At 63.2% G+C, this 25,468-nt stretch carries 26 protein-coding genes; 14 read left to right on the top strand and 12 right to left on the bottom strand.

Features of this window, described 5'->3' with window-relative positions:
• The first annotated feature begins 16 nt into the window (after positions 1–16).
• The 8 genes from DNK10_RS11505 (at position 17) to DNK10_RS11470 (ending at position 7,759) form a co-directional block, all read left to right on the top strand.
• A complete protein-coding gene (locus DNK10_RS11505; RefSeq protein WP_131191645.1) occupies positions 17–493 on the top strand; it encodes an aromatic-ring-hydroxylating dioxygenase subunit beta in 477 nt (158 codons plus the stop codon).
• Between the two features lie 10 nt (positions 494–503).
• The gene (locus DNK10_RS11500) at positions 504–1,244 is read left to right on the top strand and encodes an SDR family NAD(P)-dependent oxidoreductase (protein ID WP_131181387.1); all 741 of its coding nucleotides are present in this window, start codon (positions 504–506) and stop codon (positions 1,242–1,244) included.
• A gap of 235 nt (positions 1,245–1,479) precedes the next feature.
• Positions 1,480–2,439 (top strand): PDR/VanB family oxidoreductase, encoded by a 960-nt coding sequence (locus tag DNK10_RS11495; RefSeq protein ID WP_131191644.1) that lies wholly within the window; start codon positions 1,480–1,482, stop codon positions 2,437–2,439.
• A 12-nt stretch (positions 2,440–2,451) separates the two neighbouring features.
• On the top strand, positions 2,452–2,952 hold the full coding sequence (locus DNK10_RS11490; RefSeq protein ID WP_131191643.1) for a flavin reductase: 501 nt from the start codon (positions 2,452–2,454) through the stop codon (positions 2,950–2,952).
• A 193-nt stretch (positions 2,953–3,145) separates the two neighbouring features.
• Positions 3,146–4,393 (top strand): OprD family porin, encoded by a 1,248-nt coding sequence (locus DNK10_RS11485; protein WP_131191642.1) that lies wholly within the window; start codon positions 3,146–3,148, stop codon positions 4,391–4,393.
• A gap of 117 nt (positions 4,394–4,510) precedes the next feature.
• Complete coding sequence (locus DNK10_RS11480; protein ID WP_244216241.1) at positions 4,511–5,821, top strand: MFS transporter; 1,311 nt, start codon at positions 4,511–4,513, stop codon at positions 5,819–5,821.
• 98 nt (positions 5,822–5,919) lie between these two features.
• On the top strand, positions 5,920–7,149 hold the full coding sequence (locus tag DNK10_RS11475; RefSeq protein WP_131191641.1) for an alpha-hydroxy acid oxidase: 1,230 nt from the start codon (positions 5,920–5,922) through the stop codon (positions 7,147–7,149).
• A complete protein-coding gene (locus DNK10_RS11470; protein ID WP_131191640.1) occupies positions 7,136–7,759 on the top strand; it encodes an NIPSNAP family protein in 624 nt (207 codons plus the stop codon). Before DNK10_RS11475 ends, DNK10_RS11470 begins: the two co-directional genes overlap by 14 nt.
• Positions 7,760–7,858: 99 nt before the next feature.
• On the opposite strand, the gene DNK10_RS11465 is transcribed toward DNK10_RS11470, so the two are convergent.
• From DNK10_RS11465 to phnD, 5 genes are all read right to left on the bottom strand, one after another.
• Entirely contained in the window at positions 7,859–7,969 is a 111-nt protein-coding gene (locus DNK10_RS11465; RefSeq protein WP_244216254.1) for a hypothetical protein, read from the bottom strand.
• Between the two features lie 76 nt (positions 7,970–8,045).
• On the bottom strand, positions 8,046–8,861 hold the full coding sequence (gene phnE / locus DNK10_RS11460; protein ID WP_131181395.1) for a phosphonate ABC transporter, permease protein PhnE: 816 nt from the start codon (positions 8,859–8,861) through the stop codon (positions 8,046–8,048).
• An 11-nt stretch (positions 8,862–8,872) separates the two neighbouring features.
• The gene (phnE, locus tag DNK10_RS11455) at positions 8,873–9,703 is read right to left on the bottom strand and encodes a phosphonate ABC transporter, permease protein PhnE (protein ID WP_131181396.1); all 831 of its coding nucleotides are present in this window, start codon (positions 9,701–9,703) and stop codon (positions 8,873–8,875) included.
• Complete coding sequence (phnC, locus tag DNK10_RS11450; RefSeq protein ID WP_131181397.1) at positions 9,703–10,548, bottom strand: phosphonate ABC transporter ATP-binding protein; 846 nt, start codon at positions 10,546–10,548, stop codon at positions 9,703–9,705. Before phnC ends, phnE (DNK10_RS11455) begins: the two co-directional genes overlap by 1 nt.
• A 32-nt stretch (positions 10,549–10,580) precedes the next feature.
• Complete coding sequence (phnD, locus tag DNK10_RS11445; RefSeq protein ID WP_131191639.1) at positions 10,581–11,540, bottom strand: phosphate/phosphite/phosphonate ABC transporter substrate-binding protein; 960 nt, start codon at positions 11,538–11,540, stop codon at positions 10,581–10,583.
• A gap of 123 nt (positions 11,541–11,663) precedes the next feature.
• Between phnD and DNK10_RS11440 the strand changes: the two genes are divergently transcribed.
• Positions 11,664–11,810, top strand: coding sequence for a hypothetical protein (locus tag DNK10_RS11440; protein WP_207390001.1), 147 nt, complete (start codon positions 11,664–11,666; stop codon positions 11,808–11,810).
• 101 nt (positions 11,811–11,911) lie between these two features.
• Here the strand turns inward: DNK10_RS11440 and DNK10_RS11435 are convergent, their stop codons facing one another.
• Positions 11,912–12,814 carry an alpha/beta hydrolase gene (locus DNK10_RS11435; RefSeq protein WP_131191638.1) on the bottom strand — a complete coding sequence of 301 codons (903 nt, stop codon included), beginning with the start codon at positions 12,812–12,814 and terminating at the stop codon, positions 11,912–11,914.
• 217 nt (positions 12,815–13,031) lie between these two features.
• Between DNK10_RS11435 and DNK10_RS11430 the strand changes: the two genes are divergently transcribed.
• Positions 13,032–14,309, top strand: a complete 1,278-nt coding sequence (locus DNK10_RS11430) for an MFS transporter (protein ID WP_131191637.1) — start codon at positions 13,032–13,034, stop codon at positions 14,307–14,309.
• Between the two features lie 159 nt (positions 14,310–14,468).
• On the opposite strand, the gene DNK10_RS11425 is transcribed toward DNK10_RS11430, so the two are convergent.
• From DNK10_RS11425 to betC, 3 genes are all read right to left on the bottom strand, one after another.
• Entirely contained in the window at positions 14,469–16,034 is a 1,566-nt protein-coding gene (locus tag DNK10_RS11425; protein WP_131191636.1) for a SulP family inorganic anion transporter, read from the bottom strand.
• A 248-nt stretch (positions 16,035–16,282) separates the two neighbouring features.
• On the bottom strand, positions 16,283–17,173 hold the full coding sequence (gene choX, locus DNK10_RS11420) for a choline ABC transporter substrate-binding protein (protein WP_131191903.1): 891 nt from the start codon (positions 17,171–17,173) through the stop codon (positions 16,283–16,285).
• 139 nt (positions 17,174–17,312) lie between these two features.
• The gene (gene betC, locus DNK10_RS11415) at positions 17,313–18,821 is read right to left on the bottom strand and encodes a choline-sulfatase (protein WP_131191635.1); all 1,509 of its coding nucleotides are present in this window, start codon (positions 18,819–18,821) and stop codon (positions 17,313–17,315) included.
• 112 nt (positions 18,822–18,933) lie between these two features.
• Between betC and DNK10_RS11410 the strand changes: the two genes are divergently transcribed.
• The 4 genes from DNK10_RS11410 (at position 18,934) to pbpG (ending at position 22,253) form a co-directional block, all read left to right on the top strand.
• Complete coding sequence (locus DNK10_RS11410) at positions 18,934–19,887, top strand: choline sulfate utilization transcriptional regulator (RefSeq protein ID WP_131191634.1); 954 nt, start codon at positions 18,934–18,936, stop codon at positions 19,885–19,887.
• Positions 19,884–20,246 carry a DOPA 4,5-dioxygenase family protein gene (locus DNK10_RS11405; RefSeq protein WP_131191633.1) on the top strand — a complete coding sequence of 121 codons (363 nt, stop codon included), beginning with the start codon at positions 19,884–19,886 and terminating at the stop codon, positions 20,244–20,246. The genes DNK10_RS11410 and DNK10_RS11405 overlap by 4 nt, the downstream gene beginning before the upstream one ends.
• 64 nt (positions 20,247–20,310) lie before the next feature.
• On the top strand, positions 20,311–21,174 hold the full coding sequence (locus DNK10_RS11400) for a carboxylate/amino acid/amine transporter (RefSeq protein ID WP_131181405.1): 864 nt from the start codon (positions 20,311–20,313) through the stop codon (positions 21,172–21,174).
• 173 nt (positions 21,175–21,347) lie between these two features.
• Positions 21,348–22,253, top strand: coding sequence for a D-alanyl-D-alanine endopeptidase (pbpG, locus tag DNK10_RS11395; RefSeq protein WP_131191632.1), 906 nt, complete (start codon positions 21,348–21,350; stop codon positions 22,251–22,253).
• A 139-nt stretch (positions 22,254–22,392) separates the two neighbouring features.
• Here pbpG and DNK10_RS11390 read toward each other — a convergent pair whose 3' ends face one another.
• The 3 genes from DNK10_RS11390 to DNK10_RS11380 all read right to left on the bottom strand — a co-directional run bounded on the left by DNK10_RS11390 (position 22,393) and on the right by DNK10_RS11380 (position 25,453).
• Positions 22,393–22,890 (bottom strand): anti-virulence regulator CigR family protein, encoded by a 498-nt coding sequence (locus tag DNK10_RS11390; RefSeq protein ID WP_131191631.1) that lies wholly within the window; start codon positions 22,888–22,890, stop codon positions 22,393–22,395.
• Positions 22,891–23,022: 132 nt separating this feature from the next.
• Positions 23,023–23,928, bottom strand: a complete 906-nt coding sequence (lhpI, locus tag DNK10_RS11385) for a bifunctional Delta(1)-pyrroline-2-carboxylate/Delta(1)-piperideine-2-carboxylate reductase (protein ID WP_244216240.1) — start codon at positions 23,926–23,928, stop codon at positions 23,023–23,025.
• 76 nt (positions 23,929–24,004) lie between these two features.
• Positions 24,005–25,453, bottom strand: coding sequence for a short-chain fatty acid transporter (locus tag DNK10_RS11380; protein ID WP_131181409.1), 1,449 nt, complete (start codon positions 25,451–25,453; stop codon positions 24,005–24,007).
• Positions 25,454–25,468 lie beyond the last annotated feature (15 nt).

Below are 25,468 nucleotides of genomic sequence, written 5' to 3'. Positions count from 1 at the left end.
CGACGGAGAACGCGAAATGAATCTGCAACTGCTTCAAGAAGTCACCGCCTTCATCTGGCAGGAAGGCGACATGCTCGATCACAACGAATACGACGCCTGGCTGGCGCTGTGGGCCGAGAAGGGTACCTACATCATCCCTATCGACCCCACGGAAGAAGATTTCGAGAACAGCCTCAACTACGCCTACGACGACGCCCACATGCGCCAGTTGCGTGTGCAGCGGTTGATCGGGGGCGAGTCGATATCCACCAGCCCGCAGCCGCGCACGGTGCGTGCCGCATCCAACTTTCGCATCCTCGGCGAAGAAGGTGACCGGGTGCAGGTTCGTTGCTCGCAGCACCTGCGCGACTTCCGCAAGGACGTGCTCAAGCACTACAGCGCCGATCTCACCTATGACCTGGTGCGCAACGGTGACAGCTTCACGATCCAGCGCAAGCTGATCCGCCTGATCAATTCCGACGATACCCTCGCGGGCATCGGCTACATCCTCTGAGGGCCCGGCCATGAAGCAGATCGCACTGGTCACCGGCGCCGCTCAGGGGCTGGGTTACGCCATCGCCGGCCGGCTGTTCGCCGCCGGCTACGCAGTGGTCATCACCGACCTCTCACTGGCGCGTGCCCAGGCCGCTGCCGAGGCGCTGGATGCCAGTGGCGAGCGGGTGCTGGCGCTCAAACTCGACGTCGCCAGCAAGGCCGATTTCGAGGCGGCGCTGGCCGCCACCCTGACGCGCTTCGGCGCCTTGCAGGTGTTGGTCAACAACGCGGCGATGACCATGACCACACCGGTCATGCAGATCAGCCCGGAAGAGTTCGACCGCGTCATGAGCCTCAACACCCGCAGCATCTTCGTCGGCTGCCAGGTATTCGGCACGCACATGGCGGCGGCCGGCTACGGGCGCATCGTCAACATGGCTTCGCTGGCCGGCCAGAACGGCGGTACCGCTACCGGCGCGCACTACGCCGCGTCGAAGGGCGCCATCGTCACCCTGACCAAGATCTTCGCCAAGGAGCTGGCCGCCAATGGCGTGACGGTCAACGCCATCGCGCCAGGGCCGATCGACTCGCCCATGGTGCATGCGGTGGTACCGCCGCAGCGTATGGCGGGAATGCTCGCCAACATTCCGGTGGGGCGCCTGGGCGATGCGGATTTTCTCGGCGACCTGATCGTGCAACTGGCGCGGCCGGAAGCCTATTTCACCACCGGGGCGACCTGGGATGTAAACGGCGGCCTGTTCATGCGCTGAGAGCCTGTACACGACTAGCTGCGCGTCGGCCAAACGGCGTCGAAAACGACCTCGGAATGCTCATTTACATTCGTAAACTCCGCTTCCTCGGCCGCTTTCTCCTTGTTTGGCTCTAGCTCGCAAGGTCGTGAACACGCTCTGGTAATGAGTCCCGGCATAAGACCGGGAAACGATTAATAACGAATGTCGGCGCTCGGCGCCGGCTCCTGAAGCGTGCAATACGGGTGAGCCCGAGATGAATGAACAACTCTTGAAGGTGCAGGTGCACAAGCGCCAGTTGCAGGGTGACGGTGTCGTCGTCCTCGACCTGATTCCGGTTGGTGGTGCCAGGCTGCCGGCCTTCGAGGCCGGCGCCCATGTGGATATCCATATCGCCCCTGGCCTGGTGCGCCAGTACTCGCTGTGCAGCGACCCGGCGGACAACGCCGTGTACCGCCTTGGCGTGCTCAGGGATCCCGCCTCGCGCGGCGGCTCGACGGGCGTGCACGACACCCTGCTGGAAGGCGCCGAAGTGCAGATCAGCGCGCCGCGAAACCTGTTTCCGCTGGCCAGCGAGGCGCGTCGCTCGATCCTGATCGGTGGCGGCATCGGCATCACCCCGATGATCGCCATGGCCTATGCGCTGCATGCCAGGGGCGAGGATTTCGAGCTGCACTACTGCGGCCGCTCGCGCAGCCGCAGTGCTTTTCTCGACGAGTTGCGCAGCGCCGCTTTCGCCGAGCGCGTGCACACCCATTTCGACGATGAAGCGCCCGAGCAGAAACTCGACATGGACAGCGTGCTCGGCCAGGCCGAGGCCGGCGTGCACGTCTACACCTGCGGCCCGTCCGGGTTCATGGACTGGGTGATCGGCGAATCGCTGAAACATGGTTATGCCGATGACCATATCCATCGCGAGTACTTCCAGGTGGACGTGGACAGCAGCGGCGAGAGCTTCGAAGTGGTCGCCGCGCGCAGTGGCAAGACGGTGCAGGTCGCCGAAGGGCAGAGCATCCTCGAGGCGCTGGCAGGTGTCGGCATCAAGATCGAGATCTCCTGTGAGCAGGGCATCTGCGGTACCTGTTTGTGCGATGTGCTCGAGGGCGAGCCGGATCATCGCGACGTGTACCTCACCGACGACGAGAAGGAGGCCAACGATCAGATCCTGGTCTGCTGTTCTCGCGCCAAATCGAAAAAACTGGTTCTGGATATCTGAGGAGGCAGAACAATGGTCGATGTAAGCGGCTTCCGCAACGCCATGGCCCGACTCGGTGGTGCCGTGTCGGTGATCACCACCGACGGCCCGGCAGGACGTTTCGGTTTCACCGCCTCGGCGGTGTGCAGTGTTACCGATTCGCCACCCACTCTGCTGGTGTGCATGAATCGTTCGTCATTCTCCAACACACACTTCAAGGCCAATGGCGTGCTGTGCGTGAATGTACTGGCTGGTACTCACCAAGATGTATCCGGTACGTTCGCGAATAGAAATCTAAGTATGCAAGAGCGGTTTTCCACCACACCCTGGAGCACCCTGGAAAGTGGTTCTCCGGTCATGGATGAAGCCTTGGTCAACTTTGATTGTCGTATTGCGCAAGTTCACGAAGTGGGTTCTCACAGTATTTTCTATTGCGAAGTGCTGACGATAAAACAAGGGGCCAGCGACGAAGGGCTGGTTTACTTCAATCGCGCCTACCACAAGCTATGCGAGGCCTCCAAGGCAGCTTTCTAAGGAAATAAGCGGTTCAAGAAAAATAATTAAATGGCCGATCTTCCTCATTGGGAGATACAGCCAGGTTTCGACTTTTGTTTATGAAAAGTGGTTGATAACAATAACGACCCAGATTAACTGCCGACTCTCAACTTTTGCGTCATTAATCTGCTCCCACTGCACTTCGGTGCATTAAAACAAAGGAAACATCATTATGTTCCGCGATAAGTCGATTGTGCGCGTGCTGCAAGTTCCTTGTGTGCTCGGATTATTCTCACCTCTATTGGCGCAGGCCGATCTGGTGGAAGACAGTCACCTGAAACTGGATATGCGCAACTTCTACCTGCACCGTAATTTCACCAATGACGATGCGCCGGTGTCCTCCATGCACAGTTGGTCGCAGGGCTTCGATCTGCAATTCACCTCGGGCTACACCGACACGCCGATCCAGTTCGGTCTGGATGCCAATGCGCAGTACGCCCTGCGCCTGGATGGTTCGGGTAATGAGGGATCGCTGCCCTACAGCGTGGCGGATCAGAAACAGGCCGATGATTACGGCCGCGCCGGTGCCACCTTCAAGATGCGTTATTCGAAGACCGAACTGAAAGTCGGCGACCACCGTCCGCAATTGCCGATCGCCTACAACGATGCCAGCCGCCAGCTGGATACCATCTACCAGGGCGCGGTAGTCGAATCCAAGGAGCTGGAGGGCCTGACCCTCACCGGCGGACGCTTCTGGTCCGCGGTCACCCGCGAGTCGAGCGATCACGAGAAACTCTACAAGTGGGGCTCGACCGACAACCTGGACAGCGATGGTCTGGATTTCGGTGGCGCCACCTACGACGTCACCAAGAACCTGCAAGCCAGCTACTTCTACGGCGTGCTGCACGATATCTACCAACAGCACTACTTCGGCCTGGCGCACATGGCCGATCTGGGCGCTGGCTACAAGCTGAAGACCGACCTGCGCTACTTCAACAACAACGAGGATGGCGACGCCCTCGCCGGTGAAGTGGACAACCGTTCCTACGGCGCGCTGTTCACGCTGCTCAAGGGCAACCACATGTTTGGCGCCAGCTACCAGCGGATGCTCGGTGACAGCGTATTCCCGACCATGAATGGCTACATCCCCAACCCGTATCTGGTGAACTGGTCGTCCCTGGCTTTCGTGCGTCCGGGCGAGCGTTCCTGGTCGGTGCGTTACGGCTATGACTTCGCCGGCTGGGGTGTCCCGGGCCTGAAGCTGTACACCCGCTACACCAAGGGCACCAACTGGGATCGCGGTGCGGGCCTTTCCGACAACGAGGAAAGCGAACGCAACATCTACCTCACCTACGTGCTGCAGGACGGCCCGCTCAAGGGGCTCGGTTTCGACCTGCGCAACATCAACACCAAGCAGAAGTACGGCAGCGACTACGACGAGTACCGCTTCGCCACTACCTACACCTGGAACTTCTGGTAAGTCCGCTGGCGGGCGCCTGCCGCGCCCGCCAGGGATTCCGGCCGGACGCTCAGGCTCCGGCCTCGGATTATCCATCGCGCGAGTGGTCGCCCTGACCACCGCGCCGAGGAGCGCAGCATGACCCGTCACGCAACCGCTACCCAGGGCGGCACGCCCATGCGTCGCATCGTCTTCGCCTCGGTGCTCGGCAATGCCCTGGAGTGGTACGACTTCTTTCTCTATGGCACGGCTGCCGCTCTGGTATTCGGGCCGCTGTTCTTTCCTGCCGGTACCGATCCGGTGCTCGGCACCATGGCGGCCTTCGCCGGCTTTGCCGTGGGTTTCGTCGCCAGGCCACTGGGCGGGTTGATCTTCGGCCATCTGGGTGACCGCCATGGGCGCAAGAACGCCCTGGTGATCACCCTGTCGATGATGGGCGTGGCGACCTTCCTGATGGGCCTGCTGCCGACCTTCGAACAGGTCGGCTACCTGGCGCCGATCAGCCTGGTGATCCTGCGCATCGTCCAGGGCATCGCCTCGGGTGGTGAGTGGGGTGGTGGCGTGCTGATGCTCAGCGAGAACGCCCCGGCCAGGCGCGTGGGCTTCTACGCGGCCTGGAGCCAACTGGGCGTGTCCGGTGGCTTCGTGCTCTCCGCCGCGGCGTTCTATCTGGTGCAGATGCTGCCCGAAGCGGACTTCATGAGCTGGGGCTGGCGCCTGCCGTTCCTGCTCAGCATCCTGATCTTCGGTGTCGGTATCTACATTCGCCGACGCCTGCCGGAAAGCCGCGCGTTCGAGCAGAATGTCGCGCAGACCCGTACTCAGGCACACCCACCCGCGCTGCAGGTTCTACGCGAGCATCCCAAGGCCGTGCTGCAGGCCATGGGGCTGCGTGTGGCGGAGAATGGCGGTGCCTACATCTTCCTGTCCTTCTCCATGGCCTATGCCAAGTTCACCGGCCTGTCGACCCAGGTGGTGCTGGTCGGGGTCATGCTGGCAATGACCGTGGAGGCATTCAGCATCCTGTTCTGGGGCTGGCTGTCGGATCGCATCGGCCGGCGTGCGGTATACGCCATCGGCTCGGTGAGTCTGGCACTGTTCGCCTTTCCGTTCTTCTGGCTGATGGACACGCACCAGCCCTCGCTGGTCTACCTGGCCCTGTTGCTCGGTTTGCCGTTCAGCCATGCGGCGATGATCGGCACTCAGCCGGCGCTGATGGGCGAGCTGTTTCCCACCCATGTGCGCTACACCGGTCTGGCCATGGGGCATGAGATCGCTTCGATCTTCGCCGGCGGCCTGGCGCCCCTGGCCGCCACCGCGCTGTTCGCCGTGTACCGCGATGCCTGGCCGGTATCGCTGATGCTGGTGTTCTTCAGCCTGGTCACCACCCTGACGCTGTTCAGCATCAGCCGCAATCGCCGCTATGCCGCGCAGGAGGCAGTCGCCTAGCGCGCATGTTTATGGAGTTTCCTGCTCCTTCTCCCGGGGCGCTCCCCCCGGGCTTTTTACATCGGGGCGATACCGCGGGTATCGCCGAGGATCGAGATATGCGTCGTTACTACCGCGGCAGCGATCTGCGTCGCGTCCACAGCATTGCCGAACTGGCAGCACTGGCGCGTCGGCGTCTGCCTCATTTCGCCTGGGAATACCTGGCCGGTGGCGCCGAGGATGAATTGACCCTGCAGCGCAACCGCCAGGCTTATGCCGAGGTCGGTTTGCAGCAACGCGCGCTGGTGCCTTGCCATGCAGCGAAAACAGACCGTGCGCTGTTCGGCAAGCCTGCCGCGTTACCGTTACTGATCGGCCCCACCGGCTATAACGGCATGCTGCACCGCGATGCCGATATCCATCTGGCGCGCGCCGCCACCGCCCGTGGCGTGCCGTTCTGCCTGAGCACCGTAGCCAATGCGGCGTTGGAACAGATCGTCCGCCAGGTGCCAGGCGTCGACCTGTGGTTCCAGCTCTATGCCATGCGCGACGCGGCCATCCAGGCTGACCTGCTGGCCCGTGCCCAGCGTGCCGGTGTCAGCACCCTGCTGCTCACCAGCGATGCCATGGTGCTGGGCAATCGCGAGTGGGACAGGCGCAACTTCGTGCGACCACGCCAGCTCAGCCTGGCCAACAAACTGGAGGTACTGCGCCACCCGCGCTGGTTGCGCCAGGTGATGTGGCCCCATGGCCTGCCGTCGATGGGCAACCTCGACCCTTACCTGCCCGAGGGCGAGCGTACCGCCCTGGGCTCGATGCAATTTATCGGCGAGCAGATGGACACCCTGCTCGACTGGGACGCCCTGGCCCGTTTACGTGACCAGTGGGCCGGGCAATTGCTGCTCAAGGGCGTGCTGCATCCAGCCGATGCCGAACGAGCCATCGCCCTGGGGCTGGACGGTTTGGTGATCAGCAATCATGGCGGTCGCCAACTCGACGGGGCGGTGAGTAGCCTCGATGCCCTGCGCCTGATCGCGCCGTTGGCGCGCGGTCGCCTGGCGTTGCTGCTCGATGGCGGCATCCGCCGCGGCAGCGACATCGTCAAGGCGCTGGCCCTTGGCGCCGATGCCGTACTGCTCGGGCGGGCCAGCCTGTATGGCGTGGCAGTGGCCGGAGAAGTCGGGGCGGGCCGTGCTCTCGATCTGTTCGCTGAAGAACTGCGCCGCACCCTCAACCTGATGGGCTGCCCCGACATAGACGATCTCTCGGCCGAGTGGCTGACCTTCAACATGAGGCCCGCCACCGCGCGGCTCGACCTATCGACTGGAGTAGCACATGCGCTTGTATGAACTGATCACCTTCACCGTGCGGGTGCGCACCCCTGCTGCCGCGTTGGCCCGCATCGAAACTGCCCTGGCCGATAGCCTGGCGGGTGTGCAACTGATGGGCTGCTGGCTCTCGGAGATCGGCCCGCAGAACCGCATCGTCCTGCTGCGCGGCTTTGCCAGCGAACAGTTGCGTCAGGCCGAGCGTGAGCGCTATCTGCTGGCTGCCGATGCCTTCGGTATCGGCGAATTGCTGCTCGACATGCAGGCCGACGACTACAGCCTGTTCCCCTTCCTCGAACCACTCGCCCCCGGTGCCCACGGGCCCTTCTATGAATTGCGCGAGTACGACCTGATTCCCTCCGGCCTGCAACCGACCCTCGATGGTTGGCAGAAAGCCGTGGGGCCACGTACCGGCACGAACTATTCATCGGTGTACGCGGCCTTCTACGCCACCTCGGGAGCGCTACCGCGCTACCTGCACATCTGGCCCTACGCCAGCCTGGAGCAGCGTCTCGACGTGCGCACCCGCGCGGTGGCCGACGGCGTCTGGCCACCGGAAAACTCGGGGCCGCAGCTCAGAACCATGCATTCCACCGCGTACCTGCCGGCGCGCTTTTCGCCGCTGCATTGAGCTGACTGAGAGAGAAAGGGACAGATTTATTTTGCGGCTGCAGGTGCAGTCAAACAATGAATCAGTTTTCCTTTTTCCACCGTTCGCGACCTGGATCGATCAGCCTTTTTCCGTCAGCCCATCCAGTCGTGACACGGCATCGGCCGGCAGTTTCACGGTCGCCGCCGCCAGGTTCTGCTGCAAGTGCGTAACCTTCGAGGTGCCCGGAATCAGCAGGATGTTCGGCGAGCGTTGCAGCAGCCAGGCGATGGCGCTGTCATGCGCAAATACCTACCGGGTATTAGGCTTATGTCAGCCTCTGACGCAGCCGGGCCGAGGCCCATTCAGAAAAAATTACGGTGGCGAAGATCAGGATGAAGATGATGCTCACCCGATCCCAGGCGAGGTTATTGATGGCGGCGTCGAGCTGCAGCCCGATGCCGCCCGCGCCCACCAAGCCCAGCACTGTCGACTCCCGGATGTTGATGTCCCAGCGATACAGCGAGGTGCCTACAAAGGCCGGCATGATCTGCGGGACTACGCCGAATTGCAGCACCTGCAAACGCCCCGCGCCGGTTGCACCAATGGCCTCTACTGGTGAGGTGCTGATTTCCTCGATCGCTTCGTAGAGCAGCTTGCCGACGAACCCGACCGAACGCAGGGCGATGGCGATGATCCCGGCGAGTACGCCGGGGCCGAGCATCGCCACTAACAGCATCGCCCAGATCAGCGAGTTGATCGACCGTGACGAGACGATGATCAGCAACGCGGCGCTGCGGATGATCGGTGAAGGTGTGGTGTTGCGTGCGGCGAGAAAGGCCAGCGGAAAGGCCATCAGTACGCCGAGCGCGGTGCCCAGTGTGGCGATGTTGAGCGTGTCCCAGAGGGGCTGCAGCAGGGCAGGTGTGTAGTCCCAGCGCGGCGGCACCATGCGCGCCAGCAGGGAGGCGCCCTGGCTACCGGCATCCTGGACGAACTCCCACAGGGTGTTTTCGGAGATGAAGCGAGCGCACCAGACAAACAGCAGTGCGCCGGCGAACCAGGCAAGCCAGTAGCTCCACTGTTGAGCGGTGGTGCGACGTCGCCATTGCGGCTGTGCCGTTGCGGCATGGATCACGGGCATGACAAAAAGCCTTACTGGAGCCAGCGACGTACGTGCCCGGAGAAATACTCTGTGGCGAGTACGATGGCGATGATGATCAGCAGCACGGCCGCAGCCGTGTTGTATTCGTAGCGATCCATGGCGGTACCGAGCGTCGCCCCGATACCGCCAGCGCCAACGATGCCGATGATGGCCGACTCGCGGAAGTTGATGTCGAGGCGGTACAGCGAGAGACCGATCAGCCGAGGCATGATCTGTGGCTGCACGGCATGATTCATGACCTGTAACCAGCTGCCGCCCGTTGCACGAATGGCCTCTAATGGGCGCGCATTGATGTCTTCGATCGCTTCAGCCAGTAGTTTGGCGATGAAACCAATGGTGGCGAAGGCGAGCGTGGCGACGCCAGCCAGCGGGCCGAAGCCAAACATCACGACAAACAGGATGGCGATGATCACTTCCTGAAAGGTGCGCGAAACCATGATCAGCCCCCTGCAGAACAGGTAGACCGGCAGCGGCGACAGGTTGCGTGCGGCGCCGAGGCCGACCGGAATAGACAGGGCGATACCCAGCACCGTGGCAACCAATGTCATGGCCAGGCTTTCCAGCAGGCCTTCGAGAATATCGCCGCCACGGCTGGTGAAGTCCGGGTGAGCGAACCCGGACGCAAAGGCCAGCCCGCGCGACCAGCCTTCGGCAATGCGATTCCAGTCCAGGTTGATGCTGGTGCCAGCGAGCACGAGATAAAGCAGCAGGCCACCGACGACCAGGTAGCGCTGGCCCATACCTGGCAACAGCGAGGGTGGCTGCCAATGTCCGGCACGTGCTCGGGCCAGACGGTCGTTTGCAGATACGTCAACGGCCATCAGCTGACGACCTCTGCCCAGCCCGAGCGAGCCTTATGAAGTTCGCGCGTTTCGGCTGCCGGTTCATCTTCCTGAGCCGCTTTTTCAGTATTGGATTCCCAGTCTTCCTCACCGTAGATGCGGGTCAGGGTGGGGGCATCGAGTGCGTCAGGCGAGCCGTCGAAGACGATGCGTCCGGCATGCAGTCCGACGATTCTGTCCGAAAAGCGGCGAGCCAGATCGACGTCATGGATATTGATGATCGCCGTTAGGCCACGCTCGTCGCATAGCTCACGGATCAGCCGCATGATCTGCCGTGAGGTCTTCGGGTCGAGGCTGGCGGTGGGCTCGTCGATCAGCATCAAGTCGGGGTTCTGCAGCAGGGCGCGAGCGATGCCGACCCGTTGTCGCTGGCCACCGGATAATGCATCGGCACGTTTGTCGAGCGCCTGGGCCAAGCCGACCCGGTCGAGCAAGCGGAAGGCTTCCTGCACATCGGCCTGGGGATAGCGGCGCCAGACGCTGCGCCAAAAGCCCACATAGCCCAGCCTTCCCGACAGCACGTTCTCCATGACGGTCAGCCGATCGACCAGGGCATGATCCTGGAAAATCATGCCCATCCGCCGACGCGCTTTGCGTAGCGCGCCGGAGCGCAGTTTGGTCAACGACAGACCACTGAGAAGCACCTCGCCTTCGGTCGGTTCCACCAGGCGGTTGATGCAGCGAATCAGCGTGCTCTTGCCCGCGCCGGATGGGCCGATCAGTGCCATGACCTGGCCCTTGGGCAACACCAGACGCACATCCGCGAGCGCCTGGTCGCCACTGGCGTAGCGTTTGCCCAAGCCATTGATCTCGAGAAGGGGCATGCCTGGCCCTTCCTTGCTTTCGTCAGCGCTGATCACTTGTCGCACTGGTAACTCACGTCCATGGCTTGGTCGATCTTGCGCACCACTTCCCAGTGCTGTTTAAAGGTGATCGGGATGAACTGCTCACCATCGGAGCTCTTGAATTCCGCCTGCAGATCCGAGCCTTCCCATTCGAACGTCTTGAAACCTTCCTGAATCTTGGCGGCCAGTTCTGGCTTGAGGTTGTAGACGTAGCCATAGCCGGTGGTGGGGAAGGTCTGCGAGGTGTACAGCACCTTGTACTGCTCAGGCCTGACCATGCCACGGGCCTGCATCTGTGCGAGCACCGAGTTGGCGATGGCGGCGGCGTCGTAATCGCGGTTCACCACGCCCATGATCGAGTTGTCGTGCTTGCCGGAGAAGGCCGTTTTGAAGTCCTTGTCCGCCTCGAGATTGAACTCGGATTTGAGCAGCGCCGAAGGCGCCTTGAACCCGGAGTTCGAGGTGGGCGAGGTGAATGCCAGGGTGTGACCGCGCAAGCCTGGTACGTCATCGATACCGCTGCCGGTATGGGTGATGATTTCCATCTGGTAGCCGTAGTTGCCCTGCTTGTCAGCCATCATGGTGAAGGGCACGAAGCCGGCGCAGTTGACTGCCAGCGGGACTGAGCCGGTGTTGAAGCCGGCAATGTGCAGCCGGCCGGCGCGCATGGCCTCGAGCTGGGCGGCGTTGGATTGAACCGGGAAGAACTTAACCTTCTTGCCTGTCACCTTTTCCATATGCTGCAAAAAACCGTCCCACACCTTGGCATACACGGCTGGGTCTTCCACGGGTGTGTACGCGAAGATCAGTGTGGCGGGATCAATCCACTTGCCTTCATCCGTCGGCGCATCGGCGACCATATCGCCGTTGGTGTCGGTGTAGCGAGAGGACAGATCGGCAGCATGAGCAGTGCCCAACACCGGCAAGAGCAGAGCGTAGAGCAGGCGGGAGCAGGTAACGGAACGCAGCATGGCTTGTACCCTTACAGGCTGGAAAACGACTCCGGCCACCATAATGCGACTTTGTGACTGTTTTACTTCAGCGCAGCGAAGCCTGGGCTGAGCGGCAAGGAAATCTGGAAGTACGATTACAGCTTGATCAGCGCGCTGCCTGGCGCACCGAACAAGAATGAGTCGACCGTCTTCGAGTGGAGCAAGGTCGGTAAGCTGCTGGATGTTTACAAGATCAATGGCGGTGCTGGTTCGAACGGTAACCCGCTATTGAAAGCGGCCGGTATGTAAGCGACGTCTGTTGCCTAAACAAAAACGCCCGACATTCTGCATATCGGGCGTTTTTGTATGTGGCGCAAACGGGTAGCGGGCCTCACCAGTTCAGAAACTGGCTACCCGCGGCTCACGGCCTTTGGCGTGAACAGCGTGCGGATCGCTTCGCGGTACTCGCCGCTGCCGGTGCGCATGCTGTTGTTGTGGTTGCCGCCGTTGATCAGCAGCAGGCGCTTGGGCTCACTGGCGGCCTGGTAGAGGCTTTCGCTGAAACGGGCTGGGACATAGCGGTCGCCGGTGCCATGGGCGATCAGCACCGGCACCTTGATATCACCGATCTTGCTCAGTGAATCGAATTTCTGCGACAGCAGCCAGCGCACCGGCAGCGATGTGTATTCGGCGGCCACTTCGGTGGCGGCGTCGGCCAGGTTGGTGAAGGTCGACTCGATGATCAGCCCGGCCAGCGGCGGTGTGTGGCGGTTGCGACCCAGGGATTCGGTCAGGTTGACCGCCACGGCGCCGCCCAGGGAATGGCCGTAGACGAAACGCTTGGCCGGATCCGGTTGCAGTTCGGTGAGGCGCTGCCAGGCAATCTCGGCGTCTTCGTAAATGGTGCGCTCGGAGGGCAGCTCGCCGAGGCTTTCGCCGAAGCCGCGGTAGTCGATGGCCAGTACCGAGAAGCCCATGGCATGCAGTTGTTCGATGCGGAACAACTGGCCGGTCAGGTTCCAGCGCGAGCCGTGCAGGTACAGCAGCGTCGGTGCGTCTGCCTTGCGTGCTGGCCACCACCAGGCGTGGATGTTCTGGGTATCGCCGAACGTCGGTGCGCTGAGGGTCATTTCCTCCACGCCGACGGGCAGGCCGCTGAACCAGCTGGCGGTGCCGGGCTCGATGCGGAACACCAGTTCGCGTTCCTTTTCTTCAAGTTTGGCGCAACCGACCGGCAGGCCGACGGCCAGGCACAGCAGCAGGCTCAGGCTGAACCAGCGGCGGCGCAGGGTGTGGATAAGTGATGTGGCCATGGAACTCCGCACTGCTCGAAAACGCGACGCCACTGTCTGCTTCGCTGAAGGCAGCAGAGGGGCGCGAAAGGGTGATAGGCGAGTAGACCGGAACGGAGCGCTGGCGTTCGTCTAGGTCGCGGGTTTCGGGTATCGAGTTGTTACCGGATCATGACATGCCTGCTGCCGCTTTCAAGCCTGCGCTATGCTGCGCCGTTCATCTCCTGCGGATTCACCCATGTCGTCCACGCCTTCCGATTTGCGCCGCCCTGCGGGTGCCACTCTGGTGTTGCTGGCGTCGCTGTATTGTGCCCAGGGCCTGCCGTCGGGGTTGATCGCCCATGCATTGCCGGTGCTGATGCGTCAGCACGGCGTGGATCTGGCGCTGATCGGCCTGCTCAAGTTGCTGGCGTTGCCCTGGTTGCTCAAGGTGCTGTGGGCGCCCTGGGTGGATCGTTTGTCGTCGCGGCGCCTGGGCCACCACCGTGGCTGGATTCTGCCGTTGCAGGGCGGCGTGCTGCTGATTCTCCTGGCGCTGGCGATGCTCTCGCCCGATGCCTTGTTCGGTGCCCATCTACCACTTCTGCTTGGTCTGCTGGTGTTGGTCAACCTGGCCGCCGCGACCCAGGATATCGCCACCGATGGCCTGACCGTACGCCTGTTGTCGGAGCGCTGGCGCGGGCTTGGCAACAGTCTGCAGGTGGGTGGCTACAAGGTGGGGATGATCGTCAGCGGCAGTGGCCTGCTGCTGGTGATCGACCGCTTCGGCTGGAACCTGTCTTTGCTCTGGCTGACTCTGTTGTTGGCGCTGACGCTGTTGCCGATCTGGCGCTTTGCCGAGACGCGCCACTTGCCACCTCAGGCCGCCTCTACCGAGCCGGTGGGCCCTGGCCTGTTGCTGCGCCATTACCGCGGGCTGCTGGCGCTGCCGGGCATGGGCTTGTGGCTGGCGGTAGTGCTGACGTTCAAGCTGGGTGATGCCCTGGGTTCGCCGATGATCAAACCGATGCTGGTGGATCAGGGCTGGAGCAACGCCGAGCTGGGGCAACTGACGTTGATCAGCAGTCTGGTCGGGATTGGTGGTGCGTTGCTTGGCGGTCTGCTTTATGCGCGCCTGGGTGTGTTGCGCGCGCTGCTGATCTTCGGTGCGCTGCAGGCGCTGAGTCTTGCCGCGCTGGCGCTGCTGGTGAGCCGCGGTGGCGACGTATCGCTGGTATACGCGCTGACGCTGTTCGAGCAGGCGGCGGATGGTCTGTCCACCGTGGCATTGTTCGCCGCGATGATGCGCCAGTGCCGCAGCGGCCACGAGGGCGCGGATTTCACCCTGCAGGCCTCGACGCAGATCCTGCTCGGCGGCTTCGTCGGCGCGGCCAGCGGCGTGCTGGCCAAGGCGCTGGGCTATGGCGGCTTGTTCATAGGCGCGGGGGCTCTGGGGTTGGCGGCGCTGGTGTTGGTGTGGCGTTATTTTCGTCGCTATGGCGGGCGCGCAAATTCCAGGAAGAACAGGTCTTTGTAGGAGCCAGCTTGCTGGCGATGCTGTTGGCGGGAGATCGCCGGCAAGGCTAGGCGCCCCCGCCGCTCCTGCAGGGTGGAGTGGCATTGCCGGGCACGGTCTTAGGCTGACATAGTTCCCTGGGTATCGCTGTGCTCGACGCCAGGCTACCGGGCGGGAGGCTCAATCCTCGAACTGCACGGGGCAGGTGGGGCCTTCGAGTTTGTGGATTTCTTCGATCACGTGGGGGCGGGCGTGGCGCAGAACCAGTTGGCGGTTCTGCGCCTGCAGGCGGCGCGCTTCCAGATGGAGCATTTCCACGCCGGCGTAATCAATGAAGTTGATATGCCGGGCATCGACCACTACCCGCTCGCCACGGCTGAGTTGCAGCACCTGCTGCACGTAGTGGCAGGCGCCGAAGAAGATCGAGCCTTCCAGGCGCAGCAATTCGTCGTCGCCGTCGCGGGTGTATTTGAAGCGCGGCTGCGAGGTGCGCTTGAGGTAGAAGAACAGCGAAGCCAGCACGCCGGCATAGATCGCCGTTTGCAGCTCCAGCACCAGGGTGGCCAGCAGGGTCAGCAGCATCACCACGAACTCCGCGCGGCTGACCCGCAGCAACGCGCGTACGCCGGCGACATCCACCAGCCCCCAGCAGATCAGCAGGATGGCCGCGGCCATGCTGGGTAGGGCGATATGCGCGATCAACCCCGCACAGAGCAGCGCGAAAGCGGCCACCAGCAAGGCGGAGAACACTCCGGCCATGGGGGAGGTAGCGCCCGCTTGCAGATTCAGCGCCGAGCGAGTGAAAGAGCCCGCCGACAACGAGCCGGAGAACCAGGGGCCGATCAGGTTGGAAAGGCCCTGGGCACGCACTTCCTGATTGGCGTCCAGTACCTGCTGGGACTTGCTTGCCAGGGAGCGGGCGATGGACAGGCTGGTGACCAGGCCGAGCATGCCGCAGGCGATGGCGGCGGGCAGCAGTTGCAGCAGGCTGTTGACCTCGACGTGCAGGGTGGTGAGCGGTGGCAGCGTGCCTTCGAAGGCGTTGACCAGGGTGATGCTGGCGAAGAACCCTGGCAGCGCGGCGACCAGCAGGCTACCGGCGACCACGCCGATCAGCAGCGCCGGCAAGCGTGGCCACAGACGATGGCACAGCAGGCTTACCGTCAAGGTGAAAATTGCTACTAGCACGGCGTGCCAGTCGGCCTGGTCGAGGTGCTGGAAGAGATTGAGCAGGGTCGCCACCGCGGTGCGCTGGCTGTCGACCTGCAGGCCCAGCAGGTTGGGTAGCTGACCGAGGGCGATCACCACGGCGGCGCCGAGGGTGAAGCCAAGTACTACCGAGGGCGAGACGAAGTTGACCAGATTGCCGAAGCGCAGCAGCCCCAGCAGCCACTGGAACAGCCCGGCGAGAAAGGTCAGCACCAGAACCAGCGCGACGAACTCCTCGCTACCGGGCCTGGCCATGGGGCTGACGCTGGTGAACAGGACGATGGAAATGGCCGCCGTCGGCCCGCCAATCAAGTGCCACGACGAGCCCCACAGGCAGGCGATGATTACCGGCACGATGGCCGCATACAGCCCGTACTCGGCGGGCAGCCCGGCGATCAGTGCGTAGGCGATTGATTGTGGCAGGGCCAGAATGGCACCGCTCAGCCCGACCAGCAGATCCGTACCCAGGGTGCGCCGAGTGACACTCGGCCACCAGAGCAGGAAGGGCAACAGGCTGTAACGGCTGGGTAAGCGCATGCGTTCGCTCGGCGGCGGGTGATCAGGTGGCAAGCAGAGTAACAGAGGCTTTAGTCATGTTTTCCCGGAGTGTCCAAGTGCATCGTGTGTATGACGTTGGAAAGGCGAAAGCGGCCGGTGGATGCAGAGCTTTCTTTTTGTAGGAGGGGCTTTAGCCGCGAGCTCTTTACGCCTAGCTAGGCAAAATCGAGGCTAAAGCCTCTCCCACAAAAGCTCTGCTCACCGTCCGCTTTCGCCTTTTAACTGCCCTACAGCTTGGCCTTCACCGCCGCAAGTGCATCGCCGCCATCGCGGGTGGTGACGCCCTGCAGCCAGCCGTCGATCACGTCGGGGTTGGCCTTGAGCCAGTCCTTCACGGCCTGGTCGTTGCTGGCCTGCTTGCTCAGCACCTTGTCCATGATGGCGTTCTCCATCTCCTGGGTGAACGTCAGGTTGCTCAGCAGTTTGCCCACGTTCGGGCACTGCGCCGCGTAGCCTTTGCGAGCGAGGGTGTTGACGCTGCCGCTCTCGCCAAAGTACTTCTCGCCGCCCTTGAGGTACTTCATGTCGTACTGCACGTTCATCGGGTGTGGCGTCCAGCCGAGGAAGGCGACGAACTCGTCACGTCGCACCGCACGGCCGACCTGCACCAGCATGGCCTGTTCGCTGGACTCGACCAGCGTCCAGTCCTTGAGACCGAATTCATTGGCGGCGATGATTTCCTTGATCGACTCGTTGGCCGGTGCGCCGGACGCGATGCCGTAGATCTTGCTGCCGAACTTGTCGGCGTGCTTTTCCAGATCGGCGAAGGTCTTCACCCCGGCGTCATAAGCGTAGGTCGGCACGGCCAGGGTGTACTCGGTGCCGCTGAGGTTTTCGGCAACCTTGTCGACCTTGCCGTTGGCGACGAACTTGTCGTAGTTGGCCTGCTGCGCGGGCATCCAGTTGCCGAGGAACACGTCGACCTGACCTTTCTGCAGGCCGGCGAAGATGATCGGCACGCCGAGGGTCTGGGTCTGCACTTTGTAGCCCAGCCCTTCGAGTACCAGGCTGGCGATGCCGTTCGTCACGGCGATGTCGCTCCAGCCTGGATCGCCGAGCTTCACCGTGGCACAGCTGGCGTCTTCGGCGTGGGCTTGGGAGGTGAGGGCGGCGGCCATGAACAGGCTTCCGGTGACAGCCGTCTTGAATGTCTTCATGCCTATTTCCTTATGTTGGTTTTTAGAGTGGCAGGCTATGCGACGCAGGCCAGCGTGCCGGGTTCCCACGGTTTTCCGCTGGGTCACCCGGCGCGCTGCATCACGGTTGGGGGAAGCGAGCGCGGCGCTCCAGATCGTCGAGGTCGATGTGGTTGCGCATGTACTGCTCGCTGGCGTCGACGATCGGCTGGTGATCCCAGCTTTTCAGCGCGCCTTTGGTCAGGGCTTCGGCGACCAGGCGGCGGCGGCGCTGGCTGGCCAGGGTCGCCTGGTGGATGGCGGGAATGTCCCAACGGCCGCGCGCCTCCTCGAGGAAGGACTCGACCTGCTTGCGATGATCCCACGACTGGGCCAGGTTCTCGCGCTCCAGAGGATCGTTCGCCACGTTGAACAGCAGCAACGGGTCTTCTTCGGAGTAGATGAATTTCCACTCGCCGCGGCGAATCATCATTAGCGGGCTGGTGGTGCCTTCGGCCATGTATTCGCCGAGCACTTCATCGTGGCCGCCAGTGCCCTGCAGGTGCGGCAGCAGCGAGCGGCCGTCGAGCGCCAAGCCAGGCTCGACCTGGCCGCCGGCCAGCTCCACCAGGGTCGGCAACAGGTCAACGGTGGACACCGACTGGCTGACCCGGTGCGCCGCGAAGCGCGCTGGAGCGTGAACCAGCAGCGGTACCCGGGCGGCCATCTCGAACCAGTGCATTTTGTACCAGAGGCCGCGCTCGCCAAGCATGTCGCCGTGATCGCCGGAGAACACGATGATGGTGTCGTCGGCCAGTTTGCAGTCCTTGAGGGTCTTGAGCAGCTTGCCGATGTTGTCGTCGATGTAGCTGCAGGCGCCGAAGTAGGCGCGCCGCGCGTCGCGGATCTTGTGCTCGGGCAGCGGCTTGTCCCACAGGTCGATGACCTTGAGCAGACGCTGGGAATGAGGATCCTGCTCGGCCTGGTCGATCACCTGACGGGGCAGGGCGATGTCGTCATCGCTGTAGCGGTCCCAGTATTCCTCAGGGATGGTGTACGGGTCGTGCGGGTGGGTCATCGACACGGTCAGGCAGAACGGTTGATCCGGCGTCACTCGCACGTGATCGAAGAGGTACTGCTGAGCCTTGAACACCACCTCTTCGTCGAAGTCGAGCTGGTTGGTACGCACGCAAGGGCCGGCCTGCAGCACCGAAGACATGTTGTGGTACCAGCTGGCGCGCACCTCCGGCTCGTCCCAGTTCACCGCCCAGCCATAGTCGGCGGGGTAGATGTCGCTGGTCAGGCGCTCTTCGTAACCGTGCAACTGATCGGGGCCACAGAAGTGCATCTTGCCGGACAGCGCCGTGCGGTAGCCGAGGCGGCGCAGATAGTGAGCGTAGGTCGGCACGTCGGCTGGGAAGTCGGCAGCGTTGTCGTAAGCGCCGATCTGGCTGGGCAACTGGCCGCTGACCAGGGTGAAGCGCGACGGTGCGCATAGCGGGCTATTGCAGTAGGCGGAATCGAACAGCACGCCCTCGGCGGCCAGGCGCTGCAGGTTCGGCACCTTGATCGGCGAAGCCGGATCGTGCAGCGGCAACAGTGGCGCGGCCATCTGATCGGCCATGATGAAAAGGATGTTCGGGCGTTTCATGGCGGTTGGTATTCCATATAGTTGTTTTATGCGAGAGTGCTATTTCGATCATCCGGCCTCGCCAGGCATGGGTAAACCCGGATCAGGTACATGACTAGGATAAGCACAGCTTATGCTTAAGACGCTCGATGGAGTCTCTCTGGACGTGCTGCGGGTATTCGAGTCCGCAGCACGCCAGCTGAGCTTCACGGCTGCGGCAGCGGAGCTCGGTAGCAGCCAGCCGGCCATCAGCCAGCAGATCAAGCGCCTGGAAGAACAGTTGGCGACCCGCCTGTTCGACCGCGTGTACCGAGGAATCGTGCTGACCGAAGCCGGCGAAACCCTGCTGGGCCCGGTGCAGGAGGGTTTGGCAGCCCTGGATGCCGGCCTGGAAGCGGTGGTCGGCCGGCAGCAGCACGAGGTGTTGCAGGTGGCCACCGACTTCGCCTTCGCCGCCTATTGGCTGATGCCACGGCTGCAGCGTTTTCATCAGTTGTATCCGGAGGTCGATGTCAGCCTGGTCACCAGCGAGCGCGACATGACCAGCCTACCTGCGGAGATCGATGTCGCCATCTCCTTCGGCGACGGGCGCTTGAAGAACGGCCAGGTGCACCTGCTGTTCAAGGAGGAGGTGTTTGCGGTGTGCAGCCCGCAGTTGCTCAATGGCCAGAGCGCCACGGCCAATCAGCTGCTGGCGCGTTTGCCGCTGCTGCACCTGCGCCCGGAAAGCCGCTCGCGCTGGTTCGACTGGAGCGGCCTGTTCCGCGCCTTGGGTATCGCCGAAACGCCCAGCCCCGGCAGCCTGCGCTTCGACAACTACACCCTGCTGATCCAGGCCGCCATCGCTGGCCAGGGCGTGGCCATCGGCTGGCGCCATCTGGTCGACGAGCTGCTGGCCCAGGGTCTGCTCCGCCGTATCGACGGCCGCACCGCAACCTCCGAATTCGGCTATTACGTGGTGCTGCCCGAACGCAAACGGCGGGTACGGCTGGTGCAGAACTTCGTCGACTGGCTGCGTGACGAACTGTTGCGCGAGACGCTGCCGCCTCTGCAGGGCGCGATCAATCCACAGGGAATCGCCATATGACCGATATCCGCATCCGCGGCTACCACGCCCATGTGTACTTCGATGCCAGCAGCCTCGAACAGGCGCGTGCGCTGTGCGAATCGGCTGCGGCACGCTTTGCCGTGAAGATGGGACGCATGCACCAGAAGGCGGTGGGGCCGCACCCGGACTGGAGTTGCCAGCTGGCCTTTCGCGCCGAACTGTTCGGCGAGGTGATTCCCTGGCTGATGCTCAATCGCGGCGAGCTGGTGGTCTTTATCCATCCGATTACCGGCAATGACCTGATCGACCACCGCGACCGTGCCCTGTGGATGGGCGCGGTGCGGCCTTTGGATCTGTCGGGTCTGTCGGAAGGTGGGCCGCTGACCTTCGAGCTATGAGCGCCTCTGACGCAGGGGCTCTGGCACGGTATGATCCGCGCCTGATTTTCCGAGAGCCCGCGCCATGCCCTACCTGCTCGCCGTCACCGTCCTCTGGGCGTTTTCCTTCAGCCTGATCGGCGAATACCTGGCGGGCCGGGTCGACAGCGATTTCGCCGTGCTGGCGCGGGTGGCGGTGGCGGCACTGGTGTTCCTGCCGTTCACCCTCTGGCGTGGGCTACCGCGGCGTTTACTGGCTGGCTTCTGGTTGGCTGGGGCGCTGCAGTTCGGGGTCACCTACCTGTGTCTGTACCGCAGTTTCCAGGTGTTGACGGTGCCGGAGGTGCTGCTGTTCACCGTGCTCACGCCGATCTACGTAACCCTGCTCGATGACGCCCTGGCGCGCCGCTTCAGCCCCTGGTCGCTGGTCGCCGCACTGGTCGCGGTGGGCGGCGGCGTGGTGATCCGCTTCGAGCGTCTGGAAGGTGAATACCTGATCGGCTTCCTGCTTCTGCAACTGGCCAATCTCACTTTCGCGGCCGGCCAGGTGCTATGCCGCCAGTTGCTGCTGCGCTACCCGACCGAGCAGCCGCTGCATCGCTTTTTCGGCCACTTCTTCCTGGGTGCCATGCTGCTGGTGTTGCCGTCGTTCCTGCTCTTCGGCAACCCGGACAAGCTGCCGCAAACCGCGCTGCAATGGGGCATCCTCTTGTGGATGGGTCTGTTCGCCACGGCGCTGGGGCTGTTCTGGTGGGTCAAGGGCAGCGTCAAGGTGGATGCCGGCACCCTGGCGGTGCTCAACGAGCTACACGTGCCTGCCGGCTTGTTGGTGAACCTGCTGATCTGGAATCGCGACGCCGATATTCCCCGGCTGGCGCTGGGTGGCGCGATCATTCTCGCCTCGCTGTGGCTGAATCGCCTGGGGCGTCGGCGGTCTATCGCCGGTTGATCCATTTATCGGAGAATGGGAACCCGCCTTGACGGGTGCTAACATCGCACCTTCAATTGCATACGCAATCAGCTGTTTTCCAACCCCTATTTATTTTGAGTAGGGCCACGGATGACGTTCTTCCACCGGCATGGATCGCCTCTTCAGCCATCTCTTGCTTAGTGAATGCCATCGTGAATATTCGTCGCCCCTTCGCCAGCGTCGCTCTGGCCTGCCTGTTCATCGTCTCGCCTCTGGCCGCCAAAGCTGCCGCCCCCGCCAAGCAGGAACTCGCCTCCGGTAGTGCTCTGCTGGTCGACCTGAGCACCGACAAGGTGCTGTATTCCAGTAATTCCGACATGGTGGTGCCGATCGCTTCGGTGACCAAGCTGATGACCGCCATGGTCACCCTCGACGCCAAGCTGCCGCTGACCGAGCAACTGCCGGTGATCATCCGGGATGTGCACGACATGCGGGGCGTGTATTCGCGCGTGCGACTGGGCAGCGAGATCAGCCGCCGCGAGATGCTGCTGCTGACCCTGATGTCGTCCGAGAACCGCGCTGCCTCCAGCCTTGCCCATCATTATCCGGGTGGCGTCACTGCTTTCGTCGCGGCGATGAACGCCAAGGCTCGCGCCCTCGGTATGACCCAGACCCGCTATGTCGAACCTACCGGTCTATCCGAGCACAACGTCTCCAGCGCCAACGACCTGGTGAAGCTGCTCAAGGCGACGCGCAAATATCCGCTGATCGGAGAGCTCAGCTCGACCCCGGAAAAGACCGTGGCTTTCCACAAGCCCAACTACACCCTGGGTTTTCGCAACACCAACGCGCTGACCCGCAAAGCCGACTGGGACGTGCAACTGACCAAGACCGGCTTCACCAACCGCGCCGGGCACTGCCTGGTGATGCGCACCACCATGGCCGGCAAGCCCGTGGCCTTCGTGGTGCTCGACGCCTTCGGCAAGTACACCCACATGGCCGACGCCAGCCGCCTGCGCAAGTGGGTGGAAACCGGCAAGGTCACGCCGGTCGCGCCCGCCGCTCTCGCCTACAAACAGCAGCGTGCTTCGCAACGCCAGTTGCAGGCCGCCCAGTAGGGGTAAGATTCGAGCACCTGACGGCAGCGCATCGTTGCGCTGCCCGGTGCGCCGCGTCAAATGCAGGCGTTGGTCGGTCGCAGGATCGGGGCGACCCTGCTGGCGAGGTGGCGGACGAGGACGTCCGCCGGGCCCAGGCTCAGTTCAGCACGCCGCTGAGAATGGTGTAGACGATGCCGGTGGTAAGCGCCACCAGCACCATGTCGCTGCCCACGCGCCGCCACTCGTAGCCTTCGTAATGGGGCAGGCCCTGCAGCGCGCGGCTGTCCAGGCGCTTGCCGTAGCCTTTGGGCAGGGGCTGGCCTTTGACGATGCGCACATCGGGCGGCAGCGCCGGCCCACGGCCGATCTGCTCGCGCCGCTCGTGGAACGCCTGGTGCACCGAACTGAAATCCTGCGGCGGCTGGCCACGATTCTGCTGCGCCTGTTGCTTGCCAGGCGTTGACTGGCCGCCGCCTGTCTGACGCTGACCGTTGCCGGCACCACCGGGCGCCTGGATCTGGTTGCCGCCGACGTGCTGCTGCGAATTGCCGCCGGGCTGATCCTGCCTGGCACCCTGCGGCGCCGCCTGCAGCATCCCGGCAGCGAGTGTCGCGAGCAGGCCGAGGGTGATGATCGAGGAGGTTCTGACTGGCATGGTGTGATCCTTGCGGTGCGGATGAAGAGGCCCCGGCCGGTTGGTTCAGGCGGCCGGGTACGCAAGCTTAGGCTGCAACGGCGGGCGAATGCTCCTTTGTAAAGAAACATTTACCTTGGGCGCTGCGACTTCTCAGCCGGCCATCATCCTGCGCGCGGTACGGCAAGCGGCCAGATCCCAGGCGGCGCAGCCGACCGTCTTGAGCAGGATCGGCCGATCCGTTCGTGGCCATGACGGCAACGCGGCGACCAGGGGGCGCACCTCATTCCAGTCGACGCCGGCCTGGATGAAATCTCCCGCTTCATGCCTGGCGCCAGCCAGATCGTCGGCGAACAGCTGGCTCTGGCCGATGGTTTTCCCGCCGATCTCGACCAGATCGGGCGTGAAGGCACCGACAGCCACCACCAGGCGCCCGGCCAGCGCCGCCTCGTCATAGACTGGCGTGCGGCTGGTGGTTACGGTTATGACCACGTCGACCGCTTCGGGAATCGCCTGCGCCGGACAAACCGCAAGGTTGGCCGGGGCCCTGCCGTACCGGGCGCAGAATGCCTGCGCCCTGGCTTCGCTCCTGGAGCGAATCCAGATGCTTGCCAAGGGATACAGCGCCTGTAACGCCTGCACGTGATGCACGGCCTGGGTGCCGGTGCCGATGATGAGAATCGACTTCGGCACCGTCGGCAGCAAGGTCTCGATACCCAGCAGCGAAACCGCGGCGGTGCGCCGGCCCGTCACGACCGGCCCGTCCAGGGTGAACAGGGGTTGCCCGGTCGCGCTGTCGAAGGCGGCGACCTGGCCATGGATGGTGGGCAAGCCCCGCGCCGTGTTGCCAGGTTGCACGTTGACCAGCTTGTGGATGGCGATATCGGCAGCGACTGCCGGCATGCTGAGCATGACGCCGTCTGTGCCGAGGGGTACGACCATGCGCTCGGGGCTGGTGATCAGACCGTCGGCATACTCGGTCGCGGCCGTTCGCAGGGCGTCGACCAGCGCGTCGAATGGCAGGAGTTCAGCGGTTTGCTGCGCGGTATAGATGTGCATATCCGTAAAGCCTGATGTCGATGAAAGGGTGCGTGAGTTCATGCCCCGTACAGCTCGTCTGTACGGGGCGCGGCCGTCAGGAGCCCGGCATCACGGGGGGAACGTAGGTCAGGGTGCCGGCGAAGACCCAGAGCAGGAACAGCACCAGCGGGGCGTGCACCAGCAGTTGGGTGAAGGTGAAGCCGACGATGTCGCGCGCCTTGAGGCCGAGTACGCCCAGCAGTGGCAGCATCCAGAACGGGTTGATCAGGTTCGGCAGCGCTTCGGCGGCGTTGTAGACCTGCACGGCCCAACCCAGGTGAACCTGCAGATCGTTCGCCGCCTGCATCACGTACGGCGCCTCGATCAGCCATTTGCCGCCGCCGGAGGGGATGAAGAATCCCAGCACCGCGGAATAGATGCCCATGACCACCGAGAAACTCTCCTGCGTGGCCACTGCGACGAAACCGGATGCCAGCAGGTGCGAAAGCGTTTCGCCCTGGTCGTTGGCCACCTTGGTCATCATGAAGGCGATGCCGCCGTAGAGCGGGAACTGGATCAGCACGCCGCCCACCGAAGGCACGGCCTTGTAGAACGCCTTGATGAAACGGATCGGTCGCCAGCACAAGAGCATGCCGAGGGTGAGGAACAGAAAGTTGTAAGTATTGAGGCTGGAGATGGCCAGCAAGGGATCCTTGCCGGTGAACTCGCCGAACAGCCACACGCCGCTGATGGCCACGATGGCCAGGGTTATCAGTGGCGAATGCTCCAGCCATTCTCCCGGTCGGTTCGGCTTTTCCACCTGGATATCCGAGTCGTGCAGATCCACGCCGAGATCCTCAGCGGTCTTGATGCGCTCACCGGTGGGCGCCGAGTAATAGCAGACCAGGATCGAGATCAGCAGCAAGGCCAGGGTCATGACGATCGACTGCCAGAGAAAGATGGTTTCCGTGAACGGCAGCACACCGGTGATTTCCAGCAGGCCGCTGGGCAGGCTCGCCGGGTTGGCCATCAGTTGTGCCGGTGCCGAGCTGATGCCCAGCGCCCAGATGGCCCCCATGCCGATGTAGGCCGCGGCGCCCATGGCCCGGTAGTCCACGCGCAGATCCGTGCGACGGGCTACGGCGCGGGCCAACAGGCCGCTGAAGATCAGGCTGATGGCCCAGTTGAAGAGCGTCGATACCAGGCTCACCGTGGCGATCATGACCACCGCGCCCCGCGCGGTTTTCGGCATCCGCCCCAGGGCGTCGATCAACTTGGACGCTGGCGGCGAGACGGCGACGATATAGCCGGAAATGGCCACCACGGCCATCTGCATGGTGAAGGGAATCAGGCTCCAGAAGCCATCACCGAAACCCTGCGCCACTTGCGCGGCCGGAGCCCCCATGGCCCAGGCCCCGAGAGCCACGACGATCACTGCCAATGCCGCGAATACATAGGCATCGGGAAACCATTTCTCCGACCAGTTGCTGACGCTGACGGCAATCTTTTCCAGGCGCCCGGAATCATCCGCCGCTGGTGCGCTTGTTGTGATATCCACGCTCATGACCTACCCCTCAGT

This window comes from Phytopseudomonas daroniae (genome assembly GCF_004327275.1).
In the GTDB taxonomy this organism is placed as follows: Bacteria; Pseudomonadota; Gammaproteobacteria; order Pseudomonadales; family Pseudomonadaceae; genus Aquipseudomonas; species Aquipseudomonas daroniae.
Note: the sequence above shows the minus strand (reverse complement) of the source record. Positions and strands in the feature narration are given on the sequence as shown.